Genomic DNA, 23,800 nt, shown 5'->3' with positions numbered 1-23,800 from the left:
ATGAATAGTAGAGTCCACCAAGGTCACTTTGCCCGTAAACGTTTTGGGCAAAACTTCTTAACCGATCAGTTTGTTATCGATAGCATCGTGTCGGCCATTCACCCTATGCCGGGTGAAGCTGTCGTTGAAATCGGTCCGGGTCTGGCAGCATTAACTGAGCCTGTCGCTTCACGTCTGGACAGCATGACGGTGATCGAACTCGACCGTGATCTGGCAACGCGTCTGGAAAATAACCCTAAGTTTCAGGGAAAATTGCGGGTCATTCAGTCTGACGCAATGAAAATCAATTTCGGCGAGCTGTCTGAAGAACTCGGTCAGCCACTGCGCGTCTTTGGTAACCTGCCGTACAACATTTCTACGCCACTGATGTTTCATTTGTTCACCTATACCAACGCCATCAAAGACATGCATTTTATGTTGCAGAAGGAAGTGGTAAACCGTCTGGTTGCAGGTCCGAACAGCAAAGCGTATGGTCGTTTAACGGTGATGGCGCAATATTATTGCAACGTGATCCCGGTGCTGGAAGTTCCACCAGAATCCTTCACACCGGCGCCGAAAGTGGAATCCGCTGTGGTACGTTTAGTGCCGCATGAAGTGATCCCGTATCCGGTCCCGGATATTCGCATTCTGAGCCGTCTGACTACCGATGCGTTCAACCAGCGTCGTAAAACCGTACGCAACAGCCTCGGCCATCTGTTCACACCAGAGCAAATGACCGAACTGGGCTTAGATCTCAGCATGCGTGCTGAAAATATTTCTGTAGAGCAATTCTGTAAACTGGCTAACTGGTTGTCCACACGACCTAAAACCCCGGAACCTCAGGAGTAGCGTTATGCTTAATTCGCCCCGCGTTTGTGTTCAGGTGCAAAGTATCTACGTTGAGTCACAGTCGATACCGGAAGAAGAACGTTTTGTCTTCGCTTACACCATCACCATCCGCAATCTGGGGCGTTTTAATGTCCAACTGCTTCGCCGTTACTGGCTGATTACCAACAGTAATGGCCGCCAGACAGAAGTTCAGGGCGAAGGGGTCATCGGTGAACAACCGCTGATCCTGCCTGGCAATGAATTTCACTATACCAGCGGCGCGATTTTAGAAACGCCGCTGGGCACGATGGAAGGCCATTATGAAATGGTCGCACAAGACGGTGAAGCCTTCCGTGTGCCTGTTCCGGTCTTCCGCCTCGCCATCCCTACGCTGATAAATTAATCCTCATGTCGACATATCTTATTGGTGATGTTCACGGCTGCATCGATGAACTCAAGGCGCTATTGGCGCAGGTGGATTTTGATCCGCAAAATGATGTCCTGTGGCTGACCGGTGATCTGGTTGCCCGCGGTCCGTCCTCTCTTGACGTGCTGCGTTTTGTCAGCGGTTTGGGCGATTCGGTTCGCATGGTGCTCGGGAACCATGATCTGCATCTGCTGGCGGTTTACGCCGGCATCAGCTTTAACAAACCGAAAGATCGCATCACGCCTCTGCTTGAAGCCGAAGATGCTGATGAGCTGATCAACTGGCTGCGACGTCAGCCGGTATTGCAGGTAGACGATGAGCTGAAGCTGGTCATGGCACACGCCGGGATCACGCCGCAGTGGGATCTCGAAACGGCGCAGATGTGCGCCCGTGAAGTGGAATCCGTGCTGAGCAGCGACACCTATCCGCTATTTCTGGATGCGATGTATGGCGATATGCCAAACAATTGGCACCCGGAGCTTTCGGGCCTGGCACGCCTGCGTTTCAGCACCAACGCGTTTACCCGTATGCGCTACTGTTTCCCAAACGGTCAGCTGGACATGATTTGCAAAGATGTGCCGGAAAGCGCGCCAAAACCGCTCAAACCCTGGTTTGATATTCCGGGTCCTGTCCGGGAAGCAGGTTACAGCATTGCGTTTGGTCACTGGGCGTCCCTGGAAGGAAAAGGCGCGCCGGAAGGTATTTACGCACTCGATACCGGTTGTTGCTGGGGCGGAGATCTGACGATGCTACGCTGGGAAGATAAAACCTACTTCACGCAGCCGTCCAACCGCCACAGCGAAAAAGAGCAGTCTGAGATCCCAAAAGCGATTTAATAAACCGCAGACATTCAGACAGCAAAAAGGCACCTTCAAAGGGTGCCTTTTTTATTTCAGGTTGATCAGGGATCAGGCGCGGCGATCGAGAATTTCAAAGCAATAACCGTGGGAGTTCTGCTCATCCGCATCATGGAATTCGCTGAAGGTGCTTTCCCAGTCATCCGGCTCGTAATCAGGGAAATGCGTGTCGCCTTCCACTTCTGCGTCGATGTGAGTCAGGTATAAACGGTTAGCTTTTGGCAGCAACTGCTCGTAAACGCGGCCTCCGCCCATCACCATCACTTCTTCCACATCACCGGCCGCCGCCAGTGCAGCGTCAACGGACGTTACCCAGGTCACGCCTTCATGTTCGCCCGGTTTAGAGCTGATGACGATATTCAGCCGGCCAGGCAATGGGCGTCCGATTGACTCAAACGTCTTGCGTCCCATGATGACAGGTTTGTTCAGCGTATTACGCTTGAACCAGGCCAGATCACCGGGTAAATGCCAAGGCATAGCGTTTTCCATGCCAATAACGCGATCGGTCGCCAGTGCGGCGATCAGGCTAATAATCATTGTGAAGCCCTGTGTAGAGAAGGAATTGGAGCGTGACCCGAAAAAAGAGCTGACACTATACGGAAAGCCCTATCAGCCGTCGATAGGAAGACCTGCGCTTTACAAAGATATAAGAGAGCTTTAACACTGCCGGGATATTCCCCGTCAAAAGTGCCAGTTCAGCCCCTGAAGAGTGGTCAAAAGCCGGAAGCTTTCGCCGTAATTCAGTCGAAAATGCTGAACCGTTTATCTTCATTTCGTCCTGTATATCCATGTTGTACAACAACCCTTACACACCGGGGCGTTTACGGTACAGCCACAATCCCGGTAATGATAATCCGATAGATAAAGCTCCGACGATAAAACTGGCTTTTAGAAAATTGGTAAGCGCCGTCGACAGCAATGCCTCGCTGTAGCCAAGGTGAGAAATCTCCACCACGGAAATCATCGCCGTGTAGGCTGATATACCGGGGAACATCGGTATAACGGCGGCAACGGTGAAAACTTTAGGATGCGCCAGCAACCAGCGTGACCAGCGAATGCCCATAATGCCAATCAGTATAGCCGCCAGCAGGGACGCCCACTCAATGTTGATCCCGCCATGAATAAGTAACATCCGGGTGCCATGGCCGAGCCCGCCAAGCAGTGCGCAATAGGGTAATGCCCGGCGTGGAACATTAAACACCATCGCAAAGCCCAGCGCAGGCACCGCGGCAAAAATCATGTCCTCGATCAGCGCCCATAAAAGACTCATGACCACCCCCGCAAATCCCACAGCGCCATGGCCATGACCACACCGATGCAGGTTGCCAGCGTCAGCAGACTTGCCATCGTCCAGCGTGCCAGCCCGGTATTCACATGCCCCTTGAACATATCCGCCACAGCGTTAATCAGCGGAAAACCCGGCACCAGCAATAATACACTGGCGGCCATGGCGACGTTTGACGACTGATCAAAAATGCCCAGCCGCAACAACAGCCCTGAAATGGAGGTCGCCACAAATGCAGTACAGCAAAAGTTGATCAGCGGATTCATGTGCTGCGCAGTCAGACTTTGGCGAACGGCCATAGCGACGCCGCTGGCTAAAAAGGTGACGATGAAAGCATCCCATCCGCCGCCGTTAAGTTTGCTGAAACACCCGCAGGAGAGCGCCACCATCAGCACCATCAGCCAGCGCGGATAGCGCAGCGGTTTGATTTTTTGCAGGCGTTTTGCCACCAGCGCGCTGTCGAGCAGTTTATGCTCAGCCAGAATCACCGTGTGCTGGACTTCGGTCACCACCTGCATGTTGATCCCGCGATCGACATTTTTACGCGTTGAGGTCAGGCAGTAACCGCCGCTGAGCGTGCTGAGCACAATGGCATTGGCGGAGATTGAGCTTTCCACCCGGTCCATGCCCAGCGCGACACCAAGTCTTGCCGACAGCTGTTCGACCAGCATACTTTCCGCGCCATGCTGCAACAGTATCAGGGCACATTCGATGCATAACCGGGTAATTTCACGCTGATGATGCGCCTCGGGGCTTTCACGCACCGGGTATTCTATGACCGGATCCTGCATACCATTCACCGTCCGCAAAAAAAGCAATAAGAGTGATTTAACTTACTGAGGATTGGCGTATCATGCCGCCTTATTTTGCTCCGAACATTGACGACGGTTATTTTCATGCTTGAAACCACCCTTTTTGTTGCCAGTATTGCCTTCCTCGGCATGCTTTCTCCCGGCCCTGATTTCTTTCTGGTGATCAAAAATGCGGCCCGCTATCCGCGCATTGCTGCACTCATGACGTCGCTGGGTGTGATTTGCGGCGTGATTACGCACATGTCTTATTGCGTGGCGGGTCTGGCAGTGGTGATCACCACTACGCCGTGGTTATTCAATTTGCTGAAATACGTCGGTGCCGTGTATCTGATCTGGGTGGGTATTCAGGCGTTGTTCTCCCGCAGCAACAGCAAAATGAACCTCGACGGGCTCGAGCCGCAGCAGGTGAAATTACGCACGGCGTTCGTGCAGGGTTACCTGTGTAATCTGCTGAATCCTAAGGCGACGCTTTTCTTCCTGGCGATGTTTACTCAGGTTTTGCAGATCAACTCCACCGTCGGTGAAAAGCTGTGGTACGCCTCGATAATCGTGAGTTTGTCTGCTATCTGGTGGCCGTCACTGGCCTTGCTGATCCAGAGCCCGCCGGTACGTCGCGGTCTGGCAAAAGCACAAAAAATTATCGATAAGCTGCTGGGTGGCGTGCTGATTGGTTTAGGTATCAAAGTCGCACTGAGCTGATTTGTACTGAATCAGGAAAGAAAAAAACCGGTGCATCAGGCACCGGTTTTGTATTTAGAATCTTTTTACCCCTTCGCTTCAATCACCTCATTCTCCGGGGCTTTTCCGTCAATACTGCCGCGCCAGCCCTGTTGCTGACCGGAAGCCAGACGCTCCTGATCCTGCTCAATCGCTGCCGTCAGCATATCTTTCGCACGCTGCATACTGGCGATGCGGAATTCGGTATCTTCGTAATTCTCGATAGTCGCTTCCAGCATTTTCAGGTTATAGCGGCGGAACAAATCGGCTTTCTCACGGGCTTCATAAGCATCCAGCCCCAGCGCTTCCAGCACATCACGACCGACGCGCAGTGAACCTTCAAACAGTTCACGCTCCGGCGCTTCTACACCTAACTGGCGCAACTGATACCAGTGATCAACGTCACGCGCACGGGCAATCACTTTCAGGTTCGGGAAATGCTCTTTCGCCAGCGCGGTCAGCTGAAGGTTGGCGTCCACATCATCAATGGCGTTAATCAGGACTTTAGCCTGCGCCGCGCCTGCCGATTCCAGCAAATCCACGCGCGTGGCATCGCCGTAAAATACTTTGGTACCAAATTTGCGCAGCGTTTCAATATGGTCAGGATCGTGGTCAAGAACCACGGTATGAACGTTGTTGGCCAGTAACAGACGACCGGCAATCTGACCAAAACGACCGAATCCGGCGATAATAACCTGGGCATTTTCTTCATCGATGGTGTCTTGCGGACGGTCATCTTTTGGCGCATTGCGTTCAAGACGCGCCGACAACACCAGCAGTAATGGCGTCACCGCCATAGAAAGTGCAACGGCCAGCGTCAGCGCCTTTGACCATTCCACCGGCAACACACCGGCCATCTGCGCCGTACTGAAAATCACGAACGCGAATTCACTGCCCTGCCCGATTAAGATGGCAAACAGGCCGCGCTGCTTTTTCGGCACACCCAGCCACGGCGCAATCAGCCACAGCAAAGCGGCTTTCAGCGCCATAAATCCGACCAGCAATGTGGCGATCAGCAACGGCTGATGGACCAGCGTGCCGAAGTCGATAGACATCCCGACGCCGATAAAGAACAGGCCGAGCAGCAGGCCTTTAAACGGCTGAATATCGCTTTCCAGCGCGTGACGGTATTCAGAACTCGCCAGCAATACGCCTGCCAGAAATGCGCCCATCGCCATCGACATACCGGCCATTTCCAGCAAAATGCCGAAACCGAATACAAGAAACAGCGCAACGGCACTGAAGACTTCACGCATGCCGGAGCGTGCCACGAAGTGCAGTAATGGCCGCGTGACATAGCGTCCGAGCAGAATAACCAGCACCAGCGCACCGGCCACTTTTGCCGCTGACAAACCAAAACTCATCAGCGTAGTGGCTTCGCCGGTACTTGCCAGTAACGGGATCATCGCCACCAGCGGGATCGCCGCGATATCCTGAAACAGCAATACCGCAAACGCGCTGCGGCCAATGGGTGACGCGGTCAGGCTGCGCTCACTCATCGCCTGCATGGCTATGGCCGTTGAGGACAGCGCCAGCGTCAGGCCAATCAGCAACGCGATTTTCCAGTCCAGCCCGAGGAAGTAACAGAACGCGCTGAGCACCACGCCGCAGCCGACCATCTGAATACTGCCGCCGCCGAATACTGAGGCACGCATGGTCCATAACCGTTTGGGATCCAGCTCCAGACCGATGACAAACAGCATCAGCACCACGCCGATTTCCGCAAAGGTCAGAATCGACTCCGCATCTGACACCAGCTTCAGCCCCCACGGACCGATAATGCAGCCGGCGATCAGATAACCGAGCACGGAACCCAGCCCCAGCCGCACAGCAATCGGCACAAACAGCGCCGCCGAGCCGAGATAAATCAGGCCTTCGATCATCAGGTTATGGTTATCCAAGACTCACCTCCGGCGGACAGCCTTCTTTCAGACTCAGACAAGCCGTTAAACGCCGGCGATATTCCTCGCCCGCCGCCTTCAGCGCCACTTCATCACAAATAAAGGTGTTGTGGACGGCAAAATACGGCAGCCAGTGCATACCGCAATAAATGGCTGTCGCCTGTAACGGCTGCGCCAGCACGTCGAAATCAGGGTGATCACCCAGTTCGAAATGGTGCTCGTTGCCACCGGTCGTCACCGCCCACAGGCAATGTTTTCCGTTCAGCGCATTGCCTTCGTGACCGTAGGCCCAGCCGTGCTCAAGCACTTTGTCGATCCACAGTTTCATCAGCGGCGGCAGGCTGTACCATTGGATGGGATGCTGAAAAACCACCAAATCCGCGCGTTCAACCGCTTTCTGTTCAGCGGCGATATCGATATTGAAATCGGGATAGAGGTCGTAAAGCGAGCGCACTTCAACATTGGGCAAATCACTGACGGCAGACAGCAGCCCCTGATTGGCTCTTGAATGACGCGGATAAGGATGGGCGTAAATTATTAAAATCATCAGTGAACTCATATCGACAAAATATGCATTCATCATAAAGTATTTTTAACATTTATTAACTGCCGTAAACACGATGAAAAACAGGGCCCTCAGGCCCTGTTGATTTAGATGAAAGGTTTACGGGCAACTTACTGCCCCGAGATCCAGCCAGTTGTCACCTGCAACCGGCGTCACTCCCTGTGTCCACACTTTCGCTTTCCAGTTATGGCCGCCGTAAGTGGCCATTTCACCCTGAACATAGGTGGCCGCATTGTCGTAAGGCAAAGTGATATTGCTGACGAGTTGCCACTGATCGCTGCTGCGCAATGGCGGATTGTTTTGCGTCCAGTATTTCGCCTTCCATATCAGCTGGTTGTAGCTTACGGCATCACCGGTATTGTAGATTTTGCTGCTGTCCCAGGCTGCCACTTGTGCCGCTGCAGGATCCGTTGTCACGCCACATCCGCCCGAGGTCGCCGGGTTTACTGTCAGCTGTAAGCTGGCCATGCCGGATGATTTTCCGTCGCTGACTACCACACTGACCTGATAAACCGTGCTGGTGGTGACCGCCGGAGCGGTAACGTTGATGGAGCTTGTCGTCAGCGAGCTGGCGCTCAGACCGGCGGGCAACGTCCACTGATACGTGAGCGGATCGCTGTTAGCATCCGTCGCCTGTGCCACCAGCGCGAAGGTATTACCTGCCGTCACGGTCATGGTCGCTGGCAGCGTCACCACCGGCGGCTGGTTCGCCTGAACCGCCGAGTTTGTCACCTGAACCTGCGCAGTAGCGCTCAGTCCTTGCGGGTCGGTGACTTTGAGCTGGAATACCCACACCTGATCTTGTGTGGTAGTCAGGACGTTAAACTGCGCTTTGGCTTTGTCTGCATTGGTCAGCGTCACTGCCGGGCCGGAAATTTTGGTCCACAGATACGTCAGCGCACTATTTTCCGGGTCACGGGAGGCAGAACCATCAAGTACCACGGTCACCGGACCGGTCACGTTCTGATTCGTTCCCGCACTGGCCAGCGGCGCAAGATTTGTAGTGCCGCCGCCGCTGCCATCCCCTAAGCCTTCATGCATGGCATTCAAAATATCGCCGTTATCTGCGTCGATTTCCCATGCGAACAGGCCGCCAAGCTGATTAGCCAGAACGTATTTACCTTTGGCAATCACTGAACGGTTGTCATCGTAAGTGATCAAATCACCGGTGGAAGGCTTCCACAAATACGGGGCTTCAGCCGCCGGATCATAGTTGTACTGCCAGTCACTGCTGGCTTTAAGCTTCGCCACCTGACGGTAATCGAGAATGCCATTTTCCCAGGTCCCTGCGGTCGGGCCCGTCGCGGTGCCAGTGAAAGGATCGTTATTCTGGAAATTCTTCACCCCTGTCCAGCCGCGCCCGTACATAGCGGCACCCACCACGATTTTGCCCGGCGTCACGCCCTGTGAAAGCAATGCCTGCACGCCATGATCGGTGGTGTAATCGGTATCGGGTTTCGAGGCGGAACCGTATAAGGCGGTTTGATGCCCCAGCGTCGTCAGTGAGAAAGCCCCATAGAAGTCGTAGCTCATCAGGAATATGTGATCCATATACTGCTGCGCGGCGCTGTAATCCACGTTATCAATTTTGTCCCTGCCTGCACTGATCGCCGAACTCAGTTCGTAGGTTTTTCCTGTCTGGGCGGACAATTCATTAAGCATCGCCCGCAGATCTTTCATCAGCTGCACATAGGTATCGCCATCCGCCGTGCTGCCCAGCGCCGGGTTTTCACCGCCACCACCCGGAAATTCCCAGTCAATATCCACGCCGTCAAAGAACTTCCAGGTTTGCAGAAATTCTTTTACCGAGGCCACGAAGACGTCCCGCTTCGCCTTATCCTTCATGAAATAGAACGGGTCTGACAACGTCCAGCCACCGATGGAAGGGACAATTTTCAGGTTTGGATAGGCTTTCTTCAGCGCCATCAGCTGACCAAAGTTACCTTTATAAGGTGCTGAATATTCACTGACGCCTTGCTGAGGCATCTGCACCGCAGCCCAGGGATCGTGTATCGCAACTTTAAAATCCTGACGCCCCGCACAGGCGCGTTGCAAGGCCTGAAAACTGCCCTCAATGCTTTTTAAACTGTCGTTAATCCCGTCCCCGCCGCAAATCGGCGTGAAGCCGTACAGGATATGTGTCAGGTTCTGCGCAGGGATTTTATCCCCGGAGAATCCGCGACCATACACGCCCCACTCAACAAAATATGCGCCAACGACCTTGCCAGACTTGTTGTTATAAGGCTGGTTGTTTTCCTTCAGCGTGCTGGTTAACGGTAGCAGATGACTGCCGTCGGTATCTGCCACCACAATTTGTTTGGCATCGCTGGTGGTACAACCTTCGCTGTTACATAAGGCGACCTGTAACTGATAACGCCCGCCTTTATTGACAGCAAACGTGGCGCTGCCTGTCGCGCCTGAGGGACCGCTCCAGACCTGCGCACCATTGAGTAAAACTTTGGCTGTCTGGCCCGCGTCGCCGGTCCATAAATTCCAGGTGACCGTCACATCCGCCGCATTTTTTACCGTCACCAGCTGGTTATAGGCCGAGGCAGACTGATTGATATCAACAATGGCAAAGGTGGTTTCATCCGCGCCAAGGGTTGGCTTTCCGGGTAGAGCCGCCTGTGAAACCGGCGCAAGTACCGTGCCGATAAGCAAAGCCAGAAGGCTGACAGGAGTTTTGTACATGTGAAATTCCTCATTTTTTGACTGGAAGCGCTGCAAGAAGGGTTAATTCTCGATGTGAACTAACCAAGGCTTCGAGTATAAAATCAGACATAAACACATAACAATAATTAAACATTAAAACAGCATGACACTCATCACATTAACCTGAAATATCGATCTAAAATAATAAGTTACATCAAAACTTTCATTCATATGAAGATACCAATACATAAAAAATATGATTTTAATGTTAAACATAATTAATGATTATGTTTAACATTTTAGCCTAACTGATATAAAAAGACGCCCGCCCCTTTCGGGAGCGGGCGTCTTAACGACCGGATGAAAACAGCGGAGACTTATTTGCTGATTTTGGCGTGCATTTCCTGCACCGAAATTACCTGCTCAGTCGGGTCAGATGACAGCGCCATCGCGGTAGCAAAACCACCGTTCAGCGTGGTGTCGTAATGCACTTTGTATTGCAGTGCGCTGCGACGGATAAGCTTAGAGTCTTCAATCGCCTGACGGCCAGCCGTGGTGTTCACGATATAGACATATTCGCCGTTCTTGATACGGTCCTGAATATGCGGACGGCCTTCATGCACCTTGTTGACCAGACGTGGATTAATCCCGGCCTCGCCCAGCACTACCGCCGTACCGTGGGTTGCATCCAGCTCGAAACCGCGTTTCAGCAGTTTCGCGGCTAAATCCACCACGCGACCTTTGTCACCCTCGCGGACTGACAACAGTGCGCGACCGGCTTTCTTCATACCGGAATTACTGCCCAGCTGCGCTTTAGCAAAGGCTTCTGCGAAGGTACGGCCGACGCCCATGACTTCACCGGTAGAACGCATTTCCGGCCCCAGAATCGGGTCAACGCCAGGGAATTTGTTGAACGGCAGCACCACTTCTTTGACGGAGTAGTAAGGCGGGATCACTTCTTCAGTAATGCCCTGCTGTGCCAGTGTCTGACCCGCCATCACGCGAGCCGCCACTTTCGCCAGCGGTACACCGGTCGCTTTGGAGACGAACGGTACGGTACGGGCTGCACGCGGGTTAACTTCAATCAGATAGACTTCGTTGTTCTTCACGGCGAACTGGACGTTCATCAGACCGCGAACGCTCAGCTCGAAAGCCAGTTTCTCGACCTGCTGACGCATCACATCCTGAATTTCCTGGCTCAGCGTGTAACAAGGCAATGAACATGCGGAGTCACCGGAGTGAACACCCGCCTGTTCGATGTGCTCCATGATGCCGCCAATCAGTACGCGCTCGCCGTCGCAGATAGCATCAACGTCAACTTCTACGGCGTCGTCAAGGAAGCGATCCAGCAGAACCGGAGCATCGTTCGAGACGCTGACCGCATTCTGGAAGTAACGGCGCAGGTCGATTTCGTCGTAGACGATTTCCATCGCGCGGCCGCCCAGCACATACGAAGGACGCACCACCAGCGGATAACCGATACCCGCCGCTTTTTCGACTGCCTGTTCGATAGTCGCAACGGTGGCGTTCGCCGGTTGTTTCAGACCCAGACGGTGAACCGCCTGCTGGAAACGTTCGCGGTCTTCGGCACGGTCAATCGCGTCCGGGCTGGTACCAATAATTGGCACGCCAGCGGCTTCCAGTTCACGCGCAAGTTTCAGCGGAGTCTGGCCGCCATACTGAACAATCACCCCTTTCGGCTGTTCGATACGCACGATTTCCAGCACGTCTTCCAGTGTGACGGATTCGAAATACAGACGATCGGAAGTGTCGTAGTCAGTAGACACCGTTTCCGGGTTACAGTTAACCATGATGGTTTCGTAACCGTCTTCGCGCAGCGCCAGTGAGGCGTGAACGCAGCAATAGTCGAACTCGATACCCTGACCGATACGGTTTGGACCACCGCCCAGCACCATGATTTTCGGCTTGTCGTTGGTCGGGTTAGATTCGCATTCTTCTTCATACGTCGAATACATGTAGGCGGTATCGGTAGAGAATTCCGCCGCACAGGTATCCACACGTTTGTAGACCGGATGCAGGTTGTATTTGTGACGCAGTTTGCGCACTTCGCTTTCTGAAACGCCGACCAGTTTCGCCAGACGCAGATCCGCAAAACCTTTACGCTTGAGCATGCGCAGGTAATCGTGGGTCAGGATGTTGAAGCCACCTTCGGCCACTTCATTTTCCAGTTTCACCAGTTCTTCAATCTGCACCAGGAACCAGCGATCCACGTTGGTCAGGTTGAAGATACCGTCAACGGACATGCCAGCGCGGAAAGCATCAGCGATGTACCAGATACGCTCGGCACCGGCTTCTTTCAGCTCGCGACGAATTTTAGTCAGCGCTTCCGGGTCATCCAGACTCACTTTCGGGTCAAAACCACTCGCGCCCACTTCCAGACCGCGAAGGGCTTTTTGCAGAGATTCCTGCTGAGTGCGGCCAATCGCCATCACTTCGCCGACAGATTTCATCTGCGTGGTCAGACGGTCGTTGGCACCGGCAAATTTCTCGAAGTTGAAGCGAGGAATTTTAGTCACAACGTAGTCAATGGAAGGTTCGAACGAGGCCGGGGTTTTGCCGCCGGTGATGTCGTTCATCAGTTCATCGAGGGTGTAACCCACCGCCAGTTTCGCGGCCACTTTGGCAATCGGGAAACCGGTCGCTTTAGACGCCAGCGCGGAAGAACGTGATACGCGCGGGTTCATTTCGATAACGATCAGACGGCCATTTTTCGGGTTTACCGAGAACTGGACGTTAGAGCCACCGGTTTCTACGCCGATTTCACGCAGTACCGCCATCGAGGCGTTACGCATGATTTGGTATTCTTTGTCGGTCAGGGTTTGCGCGGGGGCCACGGTGATGGAGTCACCGGTATGGATGCCCATCGCATCGAAGTTCTCGATGGAGCAGACGATGATGCAGTTGTCGTTTTTATCACGCACCACTTCCATCTCGTACTCTTTCCAGCCAATCAGCGACTCATCAATCAGCAGCTCTTTGGTTGGGGAAAGATCCAGACCGCGTTCGCAAATCTCTTCAAACTCTTCACGGTTGTACGCGATACCGCCACCGGTGCCGCCCATGGTGAAGGAAGGACGAATGATGCACGGGAAGCCAACATCAGCGGCAACCGCCAGCGCTTCTTCCATGGTGTGTGCGATACCGGAACGTGCGGTGTCGAGGCCGATTTTTTTCATCGCCACGTCGAAACGGCGACGGTCTTCCGCTTTATCAATCGCATCGGCGGTCGCACCAATCATGGTCACGCCGAATTCTTCCAGCACGCCCTGACGTTCCAGTTCCAGCGCACAGTTCAGTGCGGTCTGGCCGCCCATGGTTGGCAGCACGGCATCCGGACGTTCTTTCTCGATAATCTTGCGCACCACTTCCCAGTGAATTGGCTCGATGTAAGTCGCATCGGCCATTTCCGGGTCAGTCATGATGGTCGCAGGGTTGGAGTTCACCAGAATGACGCGGTAACCCTCTTCACGCAGCGCCTTACACGCCTGCGCACCCGAGTAGTCAAATTCACAAGCCTGGCCGATAACAATCGGGCCGGCGCCCAGGATCAGGATGCTTTTTATGTCTGTACGTTTTGGCATTTTTTCTTGCTCCTGATTTATTTGCCTGTAAGAGTGGCGTCGTTTTTATTGGTAGCGCGAAAAGCTTCGATCAGTTCGATGAAGTGGTCGAACAGCGGTGCCGCATCGTGCGGGCCCGGACTGGCTTCAGGGTGCCCCTGGAAGCTGAACGCCGCTTTATCAGTGCGATGAATTCCCTGCACCGTGTGGTCGAACAGTGATTTGTGGGTCACGCGCAGGTTGGCAGGCAGACCGGTTTCATCAACCGCAAAACCGTGGTTCTGCGCGGTGATCATCACGATATCTTTATCGATATCTTTTACCGGGTGGTTACCGCCGTGGTGGCCGAGCTTCATTTTTACGGTCTTCGCGCCGCTGGCCAGTGCCAGTAACTGGTGGCCGAGACAGATGCCGAATACCGGAATGTCAGTTTCCAGGAAGGATTTGATCGCCGCGATCGCGTAATCACATGGCTCCGGGTCACCCGGGCCGTTGGACAGGAAAATACCGTCCGGATTCATCTTCAGCACTTCTTCTGCAGGCGTTTGCGCAGGAACCACTGTCAGGCGGCAACCGCGATCCACCAGCATGCGCAGGATATTACGCTTCGCGCCGTAGTCGTAAGCCACCACGTGGAATGGCAGTTCTTCAGATTTCTTCGCTTCCGGCAGTTCGCCTTCCAGCGTCCAGCTGCCTTGCTGCCAGCTGTAGGATTCTGTCGTCGTCACTTCTTTCGCCAGATCCATCCCTTTCAGCCCCGGGAATGCTTTGGCTTTTTGCAGCGCCAGTTCAGCATCCGGTGAATCGCCCGCAATGATGCAGCCGTTCTGTGCGCCTTTTTCACGTAACAGGCGGGTCAGTTTGCGGGTATCAATATCGGCGATGGCAACGATGTTGTTGCGCTTGAGATAATCAGAGAGGTTTTCTTCACTGCGGTAATTGCTGGCAATCAGAGGTAAATCGCGAATGACCAGGCCTTGAGCGTGTACTGCGGAGGATTCTGCATCAGCGGCGTTAGTGCCGACATTACCGATATGGGGATAAGTGAGAGTGACAATCTGGCGGGAATAGGAAGGATCAGTGAGGATTTCTTGATAACCGGTCATCGACGTATTGAAGACCACTTCCCCCACTGCCGACCCTTCTGCCCCGATGGCCCGACCGTGGAATTGGGTTCCGTCTTCCAGAACCAATAGCGCTGACTTTATCAAAGCATCCTCCAAGAATAATAAATCACAATATCTGCATATTAATTCAGATAACCCGATCTAAATCAATGCAAAAATCGCTCCCAAAGGCAATTTTTGGCAAATTGCGCGCATTCTAATGATGGCAGTACGGTTTGTCTACCAAAAGCACCAATATTTCTCTTCTTTTCGTACAACTCAGAGAAAAGGCTCTCTGACTGGCATAAAAATAGTGACTAAGTCGTCATAGTAACCGTTTGCGGGAGAGGATGTGTGGAAAATGACGAGAAAAGGGGAATTGTTACAGAACCGGAGAGTGGTCGCGTTCAAAAAACATGCAATACATCAGATAAAACCAGTGAAAACACTATAAAAATGAGAACACACAGATAAAAATAAGCGAAACACTTATTTTTTAATAAAAAGAGAAGGGCAATCAAGGAACTGCCCTTTTATCAAAACATTATGACCAAAACAACCACATCACATCTAAATCATCTTTTACAAATCGTCTAAACCAAGCACGTCGCGCATGTCATAAAGACCGGTTTTATGTGAGTAAAGCCACTTACCCGCACGAACAGCGCCATTTGCGAATGTCATGCGGCTGGAAGCCTTGTGCGTTATCTCAACGCGCTCACCGATATCTGCAAACATCGCGGTGTGTTCACCGACGATATCGCCTGCACGAATCGTGGCAAAACCAATACTCTTTGGATCACGTTCACCGGTATAACCTTCACGGGCATACACCGCGCACTCTTTGAGATCACGGCCTAATGCACCGGCAATCGCTTCACCCATCGCCAGTGCTGTACCTGATGGTGCATCAACTTTATGACGGTGGTGCGCTTCCACGATTTCAATATCCGTGTAATCGCCCATGACTTTGGCCGCCTTTTCCAGCAGCTTGAGGACAACATTCACGCCAACGCTGAAGTTGGCGGCAAAAACGACAGGAATGATCTCCGAAGCCTGCTTAATTGCGGCCTTACCGGCATCATCAAAGCCCGTGGTCCCGATAATCATGCCTTTATGGTGCTTCTGGCAAAATTCCAGATGCGCCAGCGTGCCTTCCGGACGGGTGAAGTCGATCAAAATATCGAAGTCATTCGTCACAGCATCCAGATTGTCATGCACTTTAATGCCCATAGTACCGACACCGGCCAGTTCACCCGCATCGGCACCCACTAAGGAAGAGCCCGAACGTTCCAGCGCTGCGCCCAACACCACACCATCGGCATCGGATACGGCCTGAATCAGCTGCCGGCCCATGCGGCCACCTGCGCCAACAATGGCCATGCGAATATCAGCGTTACTCATAATTACTCTCTTCTTATAGGGGTTCTGCCGTGAAACAGAATCAGGTTATCGGCCCCGCCATGGGGGAGCCAGCGAAATTGCCTCATAATTAGAAAATTATGATACAGGCCGGTTAATATCAGTAAAAGCCATCTGGTTTCAGGTTACTAAACGTAGGGTTTTGTGTTAACCCGCTGACGGAACTGGAACTTGATGGGCGAAACTCACCAAAAAGTCCCTGAAAACGCCATTCGCATAATCATGCAATAACCTGCATAAACTCTGCCATTCCAACACCTCAGTCACCTTATCACTCACTTTTGCGATTTTACCACCGTCCTTCAAAGCACCGTCTGACAATATGTTATTCAGGAATAAAGCGAACATGTCGGCGATATCTGCGTACTTTTGTTCCTGCTGCCGTAATGACAAATAATGCATCAAACGCAGCATTTCTTAGATCTGAAACATTAAATTTTTATTATATCTACACAAATAATATTGATAAAACCAATGATTGTGGTAATAAATAGCAACCTAATTTTAACTGCTGAAATTTGATTTAAACGCAGTCAAAATGAGTAGCCTGGCATCATAAGGCGCGTCTTCACCCTCACCAGACAGTCATCAGTGAGGGGAAAAATAAAAATACAGGGCCAATATTGTTGCTGATTTTTCTAATCAGCATGTTGGCACAGGGACTCAAGATGAAATTCAAACTAAACAAAGTCGCCCAGGCGACTACTGCTGGCCTGCTCTTCGGCTTAGCCTCTTTCGCTTCACACGCAGAAATCACCCTGATTAAACAAGACCCGCAGCCGAACGATCCGCTGAGCCGCCTGCAATTCCAGGTTGGCGGGAGTATTCGTCCGCAGTTCCAGTTCCAGAATGGCGTGAAAAACTACAAAACTAACGGTTTTGATGGCGGTACACGTTTCCGTTTCTCCACTGATTATTATCTGTTTGATGATATCAGCTGGATTAACTACTACGAACTGGGTGTCAATATCCCGGCCCTGACGGGCTGGGACAATCACCACGCAGATGGCGCGCATAACACCAGCCGCCGTATGCTTTATACCGGTCTGAAAAGCAAAACCTACGGGCAGCTGACTTTCGGTCAGCAAAACAGCGTTTACTACGATGTGGTCGGTGCGAAAACGGATATCTGGGATTACGACATGCTCGCCCAGGCACCGGGTAATGGTGTGAACGGCGATTACGACGGTTCTTACCGTTCCCGTAAGATGCTGAAATACAAAAACACTTTCGGCGACGCCGATGTGTATGCCTCTTACCTGTTCGAAGACAACGAGTTGCTGACCGGCAAAAATGGCCTGCGTTACAAACGTAACGGCGGCGGTTCCGTCGGTGTGGATTACCACATCACCAAAGATCTGACCTGGGGTACGGCGTACAACTACACCGACGCAGAAATGAGAAACCCTGGCGATAACACCTCTAAAGACTACAACCAGAGCATTGTCGGTACCGCACTGAGCTGGAAACCGGGCAACTGGACGGCGTCCTTCGGCGGCGGTTACTACCATGACTTCCTGACCACTGGCGTGAAAACTGAAGACAACTTCTTCGCGGGCGACGCTTACGGGCTGGAATACTTCCTGGGTTATGCTTTCCCAATCAATCAGCTGGCAGTTAAAACCATTCAGCCATACTTCATGGGTGACCGTCTGACCTATGTGACTGGCCGTAATTACCAGCGTATTGATAACGGGCTGGGCGTGTCCTTCCAGCTTGATTACGGCTTCCGTGTTGATTACGAGCACGTGTTCACGTCCTCTACCGATAACCTCGGTGATATGAACCTGATCCGTCTTCGTTACGACTTCTAAGCCTTAACGATTGAACTCTGAGGGCCGGCTTTACGTCTTATTGACGGGCTGGCCCTTTCTTTTTACATCATTTCACCTATCCCGCAGAAGCAAAGCCAGACTAGACTCATAGAGACAATTGTCGCTATATCCACTTTGTAACCTGCAGGAGAGCTTTGCGATGTCAGCATTATTCCGGTCCGACATAACTGCCATTGGCGACTATCGAGCCGAATTGGGTGAAACTCCCGTCTGGTGCCAGCGCACACAATCTTTGCTTTGGGTCGATATTCTGGCTCAGCGCGTTCTGCGCTACTGGCCCGATACCGGGCAAACTGAAATCCATGAGCTTCCCGCCGTCACCAGCGCCGTGTTGCTGACCGAAAAGAGAAATCAATTTTTGCTGGTTTCCGTCGACGGGATCTACCTCTACGATTACGAGCAAAAATCCCGTCAGAAGCTTTGTGATTATCCCGGTGCCGAAGGCACGCGGCCGAACGAAGCCGCTGTCGCCCCCGACGGTTCGCTGTGGTTTGGTACGCTCGATATTAAGGAAGAGAAGGACAACGGCGAATGGTTCCGCTATGAAGCAGGGGCAAAAAAACCTGAAATGATGCTCGATGGCGTCGGTTGTACCAACACGCTGGTCTGGCATGAAGGTAAAGTCTGGTTCGCTGACAGCAAGAAAAAACGCTTCTTTTCCGCCAACGCCCGCCGGATCAATCCACTGAAAATATCCTGCTTCTCTTCAGGCGATAAAATCCCGGATGGTTCAGCACTGACACAAAATGGCTGGCTGATCACCGCATGCTGGGGATCGAAATGCCTGCTGCGTCAGCAGATTAATCAGGGTGAATTACTGAAGCTGGATACGCAACCGGTGCCGGTGACACAACCGAGCTGCTGCACGTTTGGTGGTCCGGATATGACTGAGCTGTTTATCACCTCAGCCCGTAAAAACCTCGATGCGCCACATGCACTGGAAGGTGCGTTACTGCATGTAGAAACCACCGCGGTGGGTGCGCCACAGAATTTGTTTAAACTCGAAAAGCCTTAATTCCCTTCGGATTTCAGCGATAAAAAAACCGGCCACAGTGAGCCGGTTTTTCATTTTAAAGCCTGATGTCAGTCGATCTGTTTTACATCTACGCGCAGCTCTTTCGGCACTTCGAACACGATATTTTCTTCGCGTCCTTCGATGTTAATCACATCGAGGCCACCAAAGGTTTTCAGCTTGCTGATCACGTCCTGCACCAGAATATCCGGTGCAGATGCGCCTGCCGTTACGCCAATGCTTTTCGCATCTTTCAGCCAGCCTTCCTGAATATCAGCTGCCGAGTCGATGAGATAAGAAGGCACACCGACACGCTGGGCGAGTTCCGCCAGACGGTTGGAGTTCGACGAATTTTTCGACCCCACCACCAGCACAACATCTGCGCCATCCGCCAGCGTACGCACGGCTTCCTGACGGTTAGTGGTGGCGTAACAGATATCATCTTTGCGCGGCCCGACAATGTTCGGGAAACGATCGCGCAACGCATCAATGATCGCTGAAGTATCGTCAACCGACAGCGTGGTTTGCGTCATAAAGCACAGGTTGTTTTCATCTTTCACCTGCAATTTATACACATCTTCCGGTGCTTCAACCAGATACATGCCCCCGTTCGGGTTGCTGTACTGGCCCATCGTGCCTTCCACTTCCGGGTGACCGGCATGACCAATCAAAATGGCTTCAGTGCCTTTACGACTGGCGCGCGCCACTTCCATATGGACTTTGGTCACCAGCGGACAGGTCGCATCAAACAACATCGTCAGGTCACGGGCTTTCGCTTCTGCGCGCACAGCCTGAGAAACACCGTGGGCGGAGAAGATCAGAATTGAGCCATCCGGCACTTCGCTGATTTGCTCAATAAAAACCGCCCCGCGCTGACGCAGGCTGTCGACCACATAGCGGTTGTGTACCACTTCGTGACGCACATAAATAGGCGCGCCGTAAATTTCCAGCGCACGTTCAACAATACTGATTGCGCGGTCAACGCCCGCGCAAAACCCTCTCGGGTTAGCCAGCAATATCTGCATGTTTCCCCTCAAGCTCCGGGTCAATTTCCAGCACTTCAATATCGAAATCGATATGTTGCCCTGCCAGCGGATGGTTGAAATCTACAGTGATGGAATCTTCGGTCACTTCACGGACAACGCCCGGCATTTCACTGCCATCACGGCCGCTGAACAACATGATGGTGCCGACATCCGGCACCCCTGTTTCCTGAAAATCACGACGGGAGAAGAACTGAACCAGATCCGGGCTTTTAGTCCCGAATGCCGATTCAGGGGCTAACGTGAATGCACGTTTATCCCCCACGTTCAGCCCTAACAGCTGATTTTCCAGCGCGTCAGACAAGCTGCTGTCGCCAAGGCGAAACAGCGCAGGTTTCCCATTAGCGCGGGTCGATTCTGCCGTCGAGCCGTCTTCCAGCTTCAACGTAAAATGCACCAGCACGGCGCTGTCGTGTTTCACCTGTTGAGACATAATTCTTATCCTTTGCTCTTCGTGGCTTCATTCGGTTTAGCCAGAAAACCTTCCAGCACCACCATTGCCGCACCGACGCAGATAAAACTGTCGGCCAGATTGAAGGTCGCGAAATGCCAGCTACCGACATAAAAATCGATAAAGTCGACCACGAAACCGTGGTACAGGCGGTCAAACAAGTTACCGAGTGCGCCACCGATAATCATAGCGAAGGCAATGTTATTCAGCTTCTGCTTCGCGCTGCCACGATACATCAGCACGACCAGCGCCACGACGATAACCAGTGCGATTAACGCGAAGAACCAACGCTGCCAGCCGCCTTTATCTGCCAGGAAACTGAACGCAGCGCCATGGTTCTGGGCGTAGAACAGATTTAAATACGGGATCAACGGCATGGATTCGCCGAGCTGGAAGTTTCCCATAATGAGAAACTTACTGCCCAGATCCACGATAATGACCACGACCGCCAGCCAGAGCCAGCGGAGTCCGGTGGAACAAATCGATTTACTCATTATGCAAACTTACGCTCTTCGCCGTCGCCAGCGATGTTAGTGACACAACGGCCGCAGATATCGCTATGTTCCGCGTTCTGGCCGACGTCAGTAGTGTAATGCCAGCAGCGCGGACATTTGTCGCCTTCCGCTTTCGCCAGACCGATTTTCAGGCCTTTGAGCAATTCACTTGGCACAGCGGCATCGTCTGCTTCAGACAGCGCGGCAACTTTCGCACCTGAAGTCAGCAGCACGAAGCGCAGTTCGTTGCCCAGAGAACGCAGGTCGGCTGCCAGCGCATCATCAGCAAACAGCGTGACCGCCGCTTCCAGAGAACCGCCCAGACGTTTATCTGCACGCGCCTGTTCAATCACTTTATTCACTTCGCCACGGACTTTCAGCAGTTCATCCCAGAACGAATCGTTCATGGATTCGTTGCCCGCCAGACCGAACAAGCCGTCATACCATTCTTCGGTAAAGACGAATTTCTCACGGCTGCCCGGCAGCTCAGCCCAGATTTCATCTGCGGTGAACGACATGATTGGCGCCATCCAGCGGACCAGTGCTTCGCTGATATAGTAAAGCGCAGTCTGGCAGCTGCGACGTGCAATGCTGTCGCTTTTCGCGGTGTACTGGCGATCTTTAATGATGTCCAGATAGAAGGAACCCATTTCGATCGAGCAGAACTGCATCAGGCGCTGAACCACACCGTGGAAATCATAGGCTTCATACGCGGCAATGATTTCTTCCTGAGCGGCTTTCGCACGGCCAACAGCCCAGCGATCCAGAACAACCATGTCTTCCGGAGCCACGCTGTGCAGCGCCGGATCGAAACCGTTAAGGTTCGCCAGCAGGAAGCGCGCGGTGTTACGGATACGGCGGTAAGAATCCGCAGCACGTTTGAGGATTTCGTCGGACACGGCAATTTCGCCGGTGTAATCCGTTGATGCCACCCACAGACGCAGGATGTCGCCACCCAGCTTGTTCATCACGTCTTGCGGCGCGATGGTGTTGCCGATGGATTTAGACATTTTGCGGCCCTGACCATCCACGGTGAAACCGTGCGTCAGAACTTGTTTGTAAGGCGCTTTGCCTTTCATGGCAGTCGAAATCATCAGGGAAGACATGAACCAGCCACGATGCTGGTCAGAACCTTCCAGATACAGATCCGGCGAATGACCGTTAAATTCAGGGCGCACATCCACAACGGAAGAATGTGTTGAACCGGAGTCAAACCACACGTCCAGCGTATCCGGCACTTTGACGTAATCGGCAGCGTCCGCACCCAGAATGTCTTCCGGATTCAGATCCCACCACGCCTGAATGCCATCCACTTCAACACGTTTAGCGACTTCTTCCATCAGCTCAATGCTGCGCGGATGCAGTTGCTCGGTGTCTTTGTGAACGAACAGAGACATCGGCACGCCCCACGTGCGCTGACGGGAGATACACCAGTCAGGACGGTTAGCGACCATGTTTTCGATACGCGCCTGACCCCAGTCCGGGATCCACTGCACGCCTTTAATCTCTTCCAGAGACTGCTGACGCAGACCTTTCTGATCCATGCTGATGAACCATTGTGGCGTAGCACGGAAGATGATCGGCGTTTTGTGACGCCAGCAGCACGGGTAGCTGTGCGTGATTTTCTCAACGTGCAGCAATGCGCCTTTTTCGCGCAGCAGTTCAACGATCAGGTCGTTGGCTTTAAAGACGAATTTACCGTCCAGCGTCGGGTAAGTGCCTGGCAGGTAGCAGCCGTTCGGCCCTACCGGGTTCGCCACTTCCAGACCGTATTTCTGGCCGATGACAAAGTCATCCGGACCGTGGCCTGGTGCGGTATGCACGGCACCGGTACCGGCATCGAGCGTTACGTGATCGCCCATGATCGCCGGAACGTCGAAACCGAGGAACGGGTGTTTGAAGCGCAGCAACTCGAGATCCGCACCTTTACACTCGCCCAGGATGGTCCATTCTGCGATACCGGCGCGTTTCATGACGCTTTCAACCAGATCGGTTGCCAGGATCAGGCACTGGCCTTCAACCTGAACCAGCTGATAAGAAAACTCAGGGTTCAGTGAAATCGCACGGTTAGCAGGCATGGTCCACGGCGTGGTGGTCCAGATAACCAGCGAGATTGGGCCGTTAAAAGCAGATACGCCAAACTTCGCAGCCACGGCGGCAGCGTCAGTCGCGTTGAACGCCACATCAATAGATGGAGACGCTTTGTCGTAATACTCAACTTCTGCTTCTGCCAGGGATGAACCGCAATCTGTACACCAGTGAACCGGCTTAGCCCCTTTGTGCAGGTGGCCGTTACCGATGATTTTACCCAGCGCACGAATAATGTTGGCTTCAGTTTTGAAGTCCATGGTCAGGTACGGGTGATCCCAGTCGCCCAATACGCCCAGACGGATGAAATCTTTCTTCTGGCCTTCAACCTGCTCTGCTGCGTATTTACGGCACGCTTCACGGAATTCTGCCGCAGTGACTTTCTCGCCCGGCTTGCCGATCAGCTGCTCGACTTTCAACTCGATTGGCAGACCATGACAGTCCCAGCCAGGAACATACGGCGCATCAAAGCCCGCCAGTCCTTTGGACTTAACGATCATGTCTTTAAGAATTTTGTTTACTGAGTGACCAATATGAATGCTGCCGTTCGCATACGGAGGGCCGTCATGCAAAATAAAGGTTTTCTTGCCTTTCTTGGCAGCACGAATAATCCCGTACAGATCCTGGTCATACCAATTTTTCAGCATGTCAGGTTCACGCTTGGCCAGATCGCCACGCATCGGGAACCCTGTTTCCGGCAAATTCAGGGTGTTCTTGTAGTCACTCATAGATTCTCGGTTCCGTT

General features: G+C 52.8%; 20 protein-coding genes. 6 read left to right on the top strand and 14 right to left on the bottom strand.

The annotated features are described in order from the left end of the window. The 3 genes from rsmA to apaH are packed head-to-tail and all read left to right on the top strand — an operon-like array spanning nt 1 to nt 2,070. Nucleotides 1-828, top strand: coding sequence for a 16S rRNA (adenine(1518)-N(6)/adenine(1519)-N(6))-dimethyltransferase RsmA (gene rsmA, locus CKQ54_RS06755; protein ID WP_120161943.1), 828 nt, complete (start codon nt 1-3; stop codon nt 826-828). 4 nt (nt 829-832) lie between these two features. Further along, complete coding sequence (apaG, locus tag CKQ54_RS06750) at nt 833-1,210, top strand: Co2+/Mg2+ efflux protein ApaG (RefSeq protein WP_112286979.1); 378 nt, start codon at nt 833-835, stop codon at nt 1,208-1,210. A 5-nt stretch (nt 1,211-1,215) separates the two neighbouring features. Then, a complete protein-coding gene (gene apaH, locus CKQ54_RS06745; protein WP_112286980.1) occupies nt 1,216-2,070 on the top strand; it encodes a bis(5'-nucleosyl)-tetraphosphatase (symmetrical) ApaH in 855 nt (284 codons plus the stop codon). 72 nt (nt 2,071-2,142) lie between these two features. Here apaH and folA read toward each other — a convergent pair whose 3' ends face one another. From folA to CKQ54_RS06730, 3 genes are all read right to left on the bottom strand, one after another. After that, nucleotides 2,143-2,628 carry a type 3 dihydrofolate reductase gene (gene folA, locus CKQ54_RS06740; RefSeq protein WP_013577047.1) on the bottom strand — a complete coding sequence of 162 codons (486 nt, stop codon included), beginning with the start codon at nt 2,626-2,628 and terminating at the stop codon, nt 2,143-2,145. Nucleotides 2,629-2,896: 268 nt separating this feature from the next. Next, nucleotides 2,897-3,361 (bottom strand): threonine/serine exporter, encoded by a 465-nt coding sequence (locus tag CKQ54_RS06735; RefSeq protein WP_167459622.1) that lies wholly within the window; start codon nt 3,359-3,361, stop codon nt 2,897-2,899. Continuing rightward, nucleotides 3,358-4,167, bottom strand: coding sequence for a threonine/serine exporter family protein (locus CKQ54_RS06730; protein ID WP_120161945.1), 810 nt, complete (start codon nt 4,165-4,167; stop codon nt 3,358-3,360). Before CKQ54_RS06730 ends, CKQ54_RS06735 begins: the two co-directional genes overlap by 4 nt. A gap of 105 nt (nt 4,168-4,272) precedes the next feature. On the opposite strand from CKQ54_RS06730, the gene CKQ54_RS06725 reads away from it, so the two are divergent. Further along, entirely contained in the window at nt 4,273-4,887 is a 615-nt protein-coding gene (locus tag CKQ54_RS06725) for a LysE family translocator (protein WP_120161946.1), read from the top strand. 65 nt (nt 4,888-4,952) lie between these two features. Here CKQ54_RS06725 and kefC read toward each other — a convergent pair whose 3' ends face one another. The 7 genes from kefC to CKQ54_RS06690 all read right to left on the bottom strand — a co-directional run bounded on the left by kefC (nt 4,953) and on the right by CKQ54_RS06690 (nt 16,546). Continuing rightward, complete coding sequence (gene kefC / locus CKQ54_RS06720; protein ID WP_120161947.1) at nt 4,953-6,806, bottom strand: glutathione-regulated potassium-efflux system protein KefC; 1,854 nt, start codon at nt 6,804-6,806, stop codon at nt 4,953-4,955. Next, nucleotides 6,799-7,353 (bottom strand): glutathione-regulated potassium-efflux system oxidoreductase KefF, encoded by a 555-nt coding sequence (kefF, locus tag CKQ54_RS06715; protein ID WP_037033576.1) that lies wholly within the window; start codon nt 7,351-7,353, stop codon nt 6,799-6,801. The genes kefC and kefF overlap by 8 nt, the downstream gene beginning before the upstream one ends. A gap of 117 nt (nt 7,354-7,470) precedes the next feature. Further along, the gene (locus CKQ54_RS06710; protein ID WP_120161948.1) at nt 7,471-10,062 is read right to left on the bottom strand and encodes a glycosyl hydrolase family 18 protein; all 2,592 of its coding nucleotides are present in this window, start codon (nt 10,060-10,062) and stop codon (nt 7,471-7,473) included. A gap of 338 nt (nt 10,063-10,400) precedes the next feature. After that, nucleotides 10,401-13,625, bottom strand: a complete 3,225-nt coding sequence (gene carB / locus CKQ54_RS06705) for a carbamoyl-phosphate synthase large subunit (protein ID WP_120161949.1) — start codon at nt 13,623-13,625, stop codon at nt 10,401-10,403. A gap of 17 nt (nt 13,626-13,642) precedes the next feature. Then, nucleotides 13,643-14,815: a glutamine-hydrolyzing carbamoyl-phosphate synthase small subunit gene (gene carA, locus CKQ54_RS06700; protein ID WP_113876320.1), complete on the bottom strand. Its 1,173-nt coding sequence runs from the start codon at nt 14,813-14,815 to the stop codon at nt 13,643-13,645. Between the two features lie 477 nt (nt 14,816-15,292). Continuing rightward, on the bottom strand, nt 15,293-16,114 hold the full coding sequence (gene dapB, locus CKQ54_RS06695) for a 4-hydroxy-tetrahydrodipicolinate reductase (RefSeq protein WP_120161950.1): 822 nt from the start codon (nt 16,112-16,114) through the stop codon (nt 15,293-15,295). 165 nt (nt 16,115-16,279) lie between these two features. Further along, nucleotides 16,280-16,546, bottom strand: coding sequence for a hypothetical protein (locus CKQ54_RS06690; RefSeq protein WP_147412485.1), 267 nt, complete (start codon nt 16,544-16,546; stop codon nt 16,280-16,282). Nucleotides 16,547-16,800: 254 nt separating this feature from the next. Between CKQ54_RS06690 and CKQ54_RS06685 the strand changes: the two genes are divergently transcribed. Further along, a complete protein-coding gene (locus CKQ54_RS06685) occupies nt 16,801-17,946 on the top strand; it encodes a porin (protein ID WP_120161952.1) in 1,146 nt (381 codons plus the stop codon). A gap of 160 nt (nt 17,947-18,106) precedes the next feature. Next, the gene (locus tag CKQ54_RS06680; RefSeq protein WP_120161953.1) at nt 18,107-18,982 is read left to right on the top strand and encodes an SMP-30/gluconolactonase/LRE family protein; all 876 of its coding nucleotides are present in this window, start codon (nt 18,107-18,109) and stop codon (nt 18,980-18,982) included. A gap of 68 nt (nt 18,983-19,050) precedes the next feature. Here the strand turns inward: CKQ54_RS06680 and ispH are convergent, their stop codons facing one another. The 4 genes from ispH to ileS are packed head-to-tail and all read right to left on the bottom strand — an operon-like array spanning nt 19,051 to nt 23,783. Beyond that, the gene (gene ispH / locus CKQ54_RS06675) at nt 19,051-20,004 is read right to left on the bottom strand and encodes a 4-hydroxy-3-methylbut-2-enyl diphosphate reductase (protein WP_120161954.1); all 954 of its coding nucleotides are present in this window, start codon (nt 20,002-20,004) and stop codon (nt 19,051-19,053) included. Then, entirely contained in the window at nt 19,985-20,455 is a 471-nt protein-coding gene (fkpB, locus tag CKQ54_RS06670; protein ID WP_112286994.1) for an FKBP-type peptidyl-prolyl cis-trans isomerase, read from the bottom strand. The genes ispH and fkpB overlap by 20 nt, the downstream gene beginning before the upstream one ends. Nucleotides 20,456-20,460: 5 nt before the next feature. Beyond that, entirely contained in the window at nt 20,461-20,967 is a 507-nt protein-coding gene (lspA, locus tag CKQ54_RS06665; RefSeq protein WP_112286995.1) for a signal peptidase II, read from the bottom strand. Beyond that, entirely contained in the window at nt 20,967-23,783 is a 2,817-nt protein-coding gene (gene ileS / locus CKQ54_RS06660; protein ID WP_120161955.1) for an isoleucine--tRNA ligase, read from the bottom strand. The genes lspA and ileS overlap by 1 nt, the downstream gene beginning before the upstream one ends. Nucleotides 23,784-23,800: the final 17 nt, after the last annotated feature.

The organism is Rahnella variigena, assembly GCF_003610915.1.
GTDB classification, from domain to species: Bacteria; Pseudomonadota; Gammaproteobacteria; order Enterobacterales; family Enterobacteriaceae; genus Rahnella; species Rahnella variigena.
The sequence above is the reverse complement of the archived record's forward strand: the minus strand, read 5'-3'. Positions and strand labels throughout refer to the sequence as shown.

Bases quoted from the DNA above. Each gene is read 5' to 3' on its own strand.
- lspA (WP_112286995.1), bottom strand. From the start codon at position 20,967: ATGAGTAAATCGATTTGTTCCACCGGACTCCGCTGGCTCTGGCTGGCG.
- CKQ54_RS06680 (WP_120161953.1), top strand. From the start codon at position 18,107: ATGTCAGCATTATTCCGGTCCGACATAACTGCCATTGGCGACTATCGA.
- ileS (WP_120161955.1), bottom strand. From the start codon at position 23,783: ATGAGTGACTACAAGAACACCCTGAATTTGCCGGAAACAGGGTTCCCG.
- kefF (WP_037033576.1), bottom strand. From the start codon at position 7,353: ATGATTTTAATAATTTACGCCCATCCTTATCCGCGTCATTCAAGAGCC.
- CKQ54_RS06690 (WP_147412485.1), bottom strand. From the start codon at position 16,546: ATGCTGCGTTTGATGCATTATTTGTCATTACGGCAGCAGGAACAAAAG.
- CKQ54_RS06725 (WP_120161946.1), top strand. From the start codon at position 4,273: ATGCTTGAAACCACCCTTTTTGTTGCCAGTATTGCCTTCCTCGGCATG.
- dapB (WP_120161950.1), bottom strand. From the start codon at position 16,114: ATGAGTAACGCTGATATTCGCATGGCCATTGTTGGCGCAGGTGGCCGC.
- CKQ54_RS06730 (WP_120161945.1), bottom strand. From the start codon at position 4,167: ATGCAGGATCCGGTCATAGAATACCCGGTGCGTGAAAGCCCCGAGGCG.
- fkpB (WP_112286994.1), bottom strand. From the start codon at position 20,455: ATGTCTCAACAGGTGAAACACGACAGCGCCGTGCTGGTGCATTTTACG.
- folA (WP_013577047.1), bottom strand. From the start codon at position 2,628: ATGATTATTAGCCTGATCGCCGCACTGGCGACCGATCGCGTTATTGGC.
- CKQ54_RS06735 (WP_167459622.1), bottom strand. From the start codon at position 3,361: ATGAGTCTTTTATGGGCGCTGATCGAGGACATGATTTTTGCCGCGGTG.
- rsmA (WP_120161943.1), top strand. From the start codon at position 1: ATGAATAGTAGAGTCCACCAAGGTCACTTTGCCCGTAAACGTTTTGGG.
- apaH (WP_112286980.1), top strand. From the start codon at position 1,216: ATGTCGACATATCTTATTGGTGATGTTCACGGCTGCATCGATGAACTC.
- ispH (WP_120161954.1), bottom strand. From the start codon at position 20,004: ATGCAGATATTGCTGGCTAACCCGAGAGGGTTTTGCGCGGGCGTTGAC.
- CKQ54_RS06685 (WP_120161952.1), top strand. From the start codon at position 16,801: ATGAAATTCAAACTAAACAAAGTCGCCCAGGCGACTACTGCTGGCCTG.
- CKQ54_RS06710 (WP_120161948.1), bottom strand. From the start codon at position 10,062: ATGTACAAAACTCCTGTCAGCCTTCTGGCTTTGCTTATCGGCACGGTA.
- apaG (WP_112286979.1), top strand. From the start codon at position 833: ATGCTTAATTCGCCCCGCGTTTGTGTTCAGGTGCAAAGTATCTACGTT.
- carB (WP_120161949.1), bottom strand. From the start codon at position 13,625: ATGCCAAAACGTACAGACATAAAAAGCATCCTGATCCTGGGCGCCGGC.